This window comes from Chamaesiphon sp. GL140_3_metabinner_50 (assembly GCF_025361915.1).
Lineage (GTDB): Bacteria > Cyanobacteriota > Cyanobacteriia > Cyanobacteriales > Chamaesiphonaceae > Chamaesiphon.
In genome coordinates this window covers 1-4,812 of the sequence record NZ_JANYJC010000231.1, presented here as the reverse complement: position 1 = coordinate 4,812, position 4,812 = coordinate 1, and the positions used below count along the sequence as shown (strand labels likewise).

Sequence of the window (4,812 nt, the reverse complement as noted above, 5' to 3'; positions counted from 1 at the left end):
ATCGATTCCGGCTTTGGGATCTTCAAATAATACTTGCAGATCGCGCCCAATCCCGTCGGGGTTGAGTTCTTCTTTATTGGTGTCGCGCAGATAAGCTGCGACTTTACCGCGTAGCTCTTGAGCTTGAGCTTGAAGATCTGGCAATTGGATCGCGTTACTGGAGACGCGGGTGGATTCTAGTACTTCCGATCGAGCTGCCTCTAAAAAGTTGGCTAAATTGTCAATACTATCGGGTTGAATATCATCTCGCAATGAGAGTGTTTGGACGAAGTAATTGCGATCGATCGGCTCTAATTCTTGTTGAATTGCGGCGGGATCTGCTTGCGGATCGTAAATTACTTGCTTGAATTCTTCTTTAGCATTGGCTTGGCTGAGTTTCCAAGCGGGTGAGAACAACAGGTAGTTTTCTAAGTCGGCGCGAATCGGACTAAATACGGGGGTACCCTCATTCGGCTCTGCGCTCGATCCCGATTTAGCACTATCACCACCGAGTACGGATGCTTTAAGTTTATTTACCTGAGTGGCAACTTTCTCGACATCTAAATCTGAAAAGTCGGTATTTTGCACCACTTTACCCAACAGCGCACTCAAACCTAGTTGCAGAGCTTGACTAGCTAAGTTGCCACCATTGCCATCGCCGAGATTGGCACCTTTGACGATTTGTTGGAGTTTAGTTGCTAATTCGTCGGTATTAAGATCTGCGGGAGTTGCCGATTGAAGTAACGATCGAACTTGACTTTGGACATCTTTCTGTCCATCTTTGCTGGTAAGTTGTTTCCAGGTGCTTTCGAGTTTGTCGGCAACTTGGCTGATGTCTTGTTTAGAAAAATCCGTCCGACTGCTAATTAGATTGACAAAGGTTTGGCGATCGATATTACTAAGTAAATCGCTGGTATCGAGACCTTTGAGATCTGATTCTTTGATGAGTTTTTCAAATTGTGAGCCGATTTTATCTACGTCTAAATTAGGTAATTTGAGACCGCTCAACGAACTTTGCAGCGTTTTTTGGATGCTGCTGGGGTCGATTCCAGCAGTGAGTTCGCGACGGACGGCGGCGGTAATTTCTTCAGCAGTGGAGATCGCTTGACCTTTCGCCACATTGGCACCTACAGCCGTTGTCGCAGTGCCCAAAATTCCCTGAATGCCAGATGTCGCCGTACTGACGATCGAGCCGATTAAGGAGCCGACAGCCCGCGATCCGAGCCACATCACGACGGTAAAATAAACAGACCAAATCGTTACACCAACGATCGCGCCAATAAAGGTACTATTTACCAGCGTGAGTTTAACTGCCAAATAACACGCTGCAAATAAAGCGATCGACACTGTTACCAACACACCAAGTCCAATCTTGGTCTCGATCCCGCGAATGGTAGACAGCAAACTATCTTCTGAATCGGTATCGATATCGGTCAAATCGCCAGGAGAAGCGATCGCCGCGATCGATAAGTTAGTTAATAATAATTGAAAGGCAAATGCCATCGCAATTCCCGATAGTAAGCCGACAATTAGTTGGGGGGCAGAAGAGCTTTCTAATATGAATGCCCCAGGTTCGATTCTAATCTGTGCCAGTTGCGGCATAAAAACTGTTAACATGATGTTTTTCTCCGATTGATAATAGACCTGTCGATTCTACTGCACTGTTAGGTTTAAGCCCGATTTCATTAGCAAACCAAAAATCCACCTAGAAAAAATTTCCTAGGGGATGAGAATCGATAAAATAAGTCGAATCTAAGTTAGAAAATTAGTTGCTAATTCATTAGCTAAATATCGAGCTAATCATTACTAACGATCGATGGTGAAGGTGATTGACCAGTAAGTTGCTTTTCTGCAAAATAGTTATTGAGAAAAGTGCTGGCAAACGATAGAGCTATAGGAGCCAAGATAAATCCGACAAGCCCGCTGATGGCAAATCCCGGTACGAATAGTGCTGCCAACCATAGGCAAAAACCATTGACGAATAGCGAGAATAATCCCAAGCTCAATATATTAATTGGGAGCGACAGCAGCGATAGTACTGGGCGAATTGTCGAATTAATTCCGCCGATCGCTACAGCAGCGATTAGTGCTGCGGGGAAATTAGCAATATTTACACCGGGCACGACTAGATCGATAATTAATAAACCTAGTGCTGTTGCCAAGGTTGTCATCGCAAATCCGATGAGATAATGGTTGGTATTGTTAGTCATATTTTTTAAGTTTGCAACAAATTGGTACGGCTAATAAGTCGAATCATTGTAGTTTTCGTTTTGCTTGGCGATCGCCCAAACTGCATGAATGCTACCCGGAATCCAACCGAGTAAGGTTAAGCCAATGTTGATAAATAGTGTCGGCCCGATGCCATAAGTCATGAAAACTCCAACGGGTGGAATGAAAATGCCCAGGATTAAAGGTAGTAGTTTCATTTTTTTAAGTGATTTAGTTAATAAATACCGATTTGCGATCGACCTACTCTCCCAACCCCCCCTTATAAAGGGGGGGGCTTTCCGGCCCCTTCCCCTGCTTGGTGCGCTAAACCGTCGGGGAACCCGACGAGCGCGCATCCGCTTTATAAGGGGAGGGCTGGGGTGGGGTAAAGGACTACGCAACTCAACGAACTAGGGTAGATCCCCGCCGCCAACAGACTAATTTCTAGCGATTTTTGTTTTTAATACTCAGCCAGAAGTCTTTCAAGCGTTGCTTGAGCAACGCTTCAGTTCGAGCGGCTGACGAACCAGCTTTAGCAACTTCGCGGGTGGTAGATTCCTGCTTTTGTTCGAGCGGAATAATCCCAGTACGTTCGGCTTCAGCTCTGCTTTTCTCGTACGCGACTTTCGTACCGTCTAATTGCTGCTTGACTTGGTAGTAACGATCGCCGTATCGCGATTCTAGCGTGCGATCTAACTCGGCTAACTTGGCTTTAATCCGTGCAGATTGTGTTTGCAGAATTGGCAATAAATTTAGAGTTAAGAGCATTTATGTGATTCCTCAGTAATGCAATAGTTACAAACTTTTCCGGGTGGCTGGCTGAATCTGTGCTAGTTACTCACGATCGAGTGTATTAGGTCTAGGATTACGAACACCTACTGCTGAACCGAGTAAGGCAGCAATCAATCCGAGCAGCGATCCAAAGACAAACGACCAACTCACCTTGGCAGTATTACCTGCAATATCGCGGGTCTGTTGAGCAGTAATTTTAGGCGTGTTGGCAGCAGCTTGCGTGGCCGATGAAATCGCATTCGGGTTAGCTTGCTGAACTGTCTGGGCAACACTACCAGCATTAGAAGCTGCCACTCCAAAGGCTCCAGAGACACCGCTAGAGAGCAACCACGCACTTAGAGCTAGTGTCGATGCCCACAAAATTGCCCCATTTAATAGCGCGGTATTCCGATTCATCCGTCCCGCAGTCCGAGCCGCAGTCCAACCGCCAGCGAATAACGAAATTAATAAACTAACAATCGACCAAATGCCAATATTGACACCGACTCCACCCGCTTCAGTTCTAGGTGCGCCAGAGTCGCCAATTGCTCCAGCACCAACAGCTACGCCCAAAGCACTCAAGACGAGCTGCGTACTCAAGGCAATCATGATGCCCGCAATAATCGGCCCCCAACGTACTTGATCGTGATAGCTGCTTGCAACAACGGGAATCGCCCGTTCGCCAACATAATCATTCGGTCTATCTACGTATGCCATGATGATATTCTCCAAAAATTATAGTGAGTGAGTGTGCGGACAACTTCAGGGTAGATGCGGTGCTGGGCAGATCTGCCTTAGCTATTTTTCAGTTTGTCGATCGTTTTTTCAACCTGTTTTACCACTGGTAACTTCGCATCGTTAGAGCGGTACATTTTGTTACGATCTGCTGCACCAGATTGGACTTCATTGAGTGCGCCTTTGGAGCGTTCTTCGATAGATTTAGGATCCATCGCTGGATTATCGAGTGCTTCTAGAGACTTAGCTTCGATTTGGGGTAATTGGTCTACGCCTTTAGTCGGATCGCTTTTACCTGCAAGTGCAGGAAAGCTACTAGCAAAGACTAATATTGCCGAAAAAACGACAGACATTAATAGTCGTACAGGGCGAACACTTGCAAGTAAGGCATTAAGGTATTTCATGTCAGGCTCCTCTTTGATAAATAAATAAAGCTAAGATGTAAACTGGTGGCGATTTGCGTCCGCTTTTAGATATTTCTTTGAGCGACTAATCCATAAAGATAAATCGCGATAATTGCACCCAATACGGCGACAAATACGCCAGGAATACTCAGACCGGGTGCGGCTAATTGCAGAGTTCCCGTCTGGATGAACGAGTGCAGACTACCACCGATAAAAGCACCAACTACACCTAAGACTAATGTCGAAATCCAACTGCCCCCTTGGTGACCGGGAACGATTGCTTTAGCGATCGCGCCAGCTAACAATCCTAAAACTACCCATGCAATAATGTTCATAACTAAATGTCTCTAACGTATTTTGTTAATCCCAATTTACCAGTCTGGTATCTAATACTCTTTCTCTCAATTGGATGAAATCTAGATTTTTAGCTAGCGTCAATAGATAGAGGAATAGTCGCTCGAGCCTTAATCGCCCTCACCCTAAATCCCTCTCCCTGAGCTACCGTACACACACAATTCGGATAGACTTCGTTTCGATCCGTAGATCCCCCCTAGCCCCCCTTCAAAGGGGGGCACCGGATCCGGAAGTCCCCCGCTTGGTGCGCTTCACTGTCGGGGAACAAAGGACGGTGCGCGCATCCGCTTTTGAAGGGGGATTTAGCGGCTCGCAGCCGGGAGGTTCCCTCCCGGATTATGCGAGACAGCGACGCATCGAC

6 protein-coding genes and 1 pseudogene are annotated in these 4,812 nt (G+C 46.4%); all 7 read right to left on the bottom strand.

Going from position 1 to position 4,812, the window contains the following annotated elements; genetic code table 11:
- Positions 1-1,596: pseudogene (locus tag Q0R35_RS11440) on the bottom strand (MFS transporter); the annotation flags it as partial.
- A gap of 179 nt (positions 1,597-1,775) precedes the next feature.
- Positions 1,776-2,189 (bottom strand): phage holin family protein, encoded by a 414-nt coding sequence (locus Q0R35_RS11435; RefSeq protein WP_295617868.1) that lies wholly within the window; start codon positions 2,187-2,189, stop codon positions 1,776-1,778.
- A gap of 30 nt (positions 2,190-2,219) precedes the next feature.
- The gene (locus Q0R35_RS11430; protein WP_295617865.1) at positions 2,220-2,405 is read right to left on the bottom strand and encodes a YqaE/Pmp3 family membrane protein; all 186 of its coding nucleotides are present in this window, start codon (positions 2,403-2,405) and stop codon (positions 2,220-2,222) included.
- A 226-nt stretch (positions 2,406-2,631) separates the two neighbouring features.
- Positions 2,632-2,955, bottom strand: a complete 324-nt coding sequence (locus tag Q0R35_RS11425) for a hypothetical protein (RefSeq protein WP_295617862.1) — start codon at positions 2,953-2,955, stop codon at positions 2,632-2,634.
- 66 nt (positions 2,956-3,021) lie between these two features.
- Complete coding sequence (locus Q0R35_RS11420) at positions 3,022-3,675, bottom strand: hypothetical protein (protein WP_295617859.1); 654 nt, start codon at positions 3,673-3,675, stop codon at positions 3,022-3,024.
- Positions 3,676-3,752: 77 nt separating this feature from the next.
- Positions 3,753-4,097, bottom strand: a complete 345-nt coding sequence (locus tag Q0R35_RS11415) for a hypothetical protein (protein WP_295617856.1) — start codon at positions 4,095-4,097, stop codon at positions 3,753-3,755.
- Positions 4,098-4,162: 65 nt separating this feature from the next.
- Complete coding sequence (locus Q0R35_RS11410; RefSeq protein WP_295617853.1) at positions 4,163-4,432, bottom strand: GlsB/YeaQ/YmgE family stress response membrane protein; 270 nt, start codon at positions 4,430-4,432, stop codon at positions 4,163-4,165.
- Positions 4,433-4,812: the final 380 nt, after the last annotated feature.

Excerpts from the sequence above, each read along its gene's own strand:
- Q0R35_RS11435 (WP_295617868.1), bottom strand. The coding sequence starts at position 2,189 with ATGACTAACAATACCAACCATTATCTCATCGGATTTGCGATGACAACC.
- Q0R35_RS11410 (WP_295617853.1), bottom strand. The coding sequence starts at position 4,432 with ATGAACATTATTGCATGGGTAGTTTTAGGATTGTTAGCTGGCGCGATC.
- Q0R35_RS11415 (WP_295617856.1), bottom strand. The coding sequence starts at position 4,097 with ATGAAATACCTTAATGCCTTACTTGCAAGTGTTCGCCCTGTACGACTA.
- Q0R35_RS11425 (WP_295617862.1), bottom strand. The coding sequence starts at position 2,955 with ATGCTCTTAACTCTAAATTTATTGCCAATTCTGCAAACACAATCTGCA.
- Q0R35_RS11420 (WP_295617859.1), bottom strand. The coding sequence starts at position 3,675 with ATGGCATACGTAGATAGACCGAATGATTATGTTGGCGAACGGGCGATT.
- Q0R35_RS11430 (WP_295617865.1), bottom strand. The coding sequence starts at position 2,405 with ATGAAACTACTACCTTTAATCCTGGGCATTTTCATTCCACCCGTTGGA.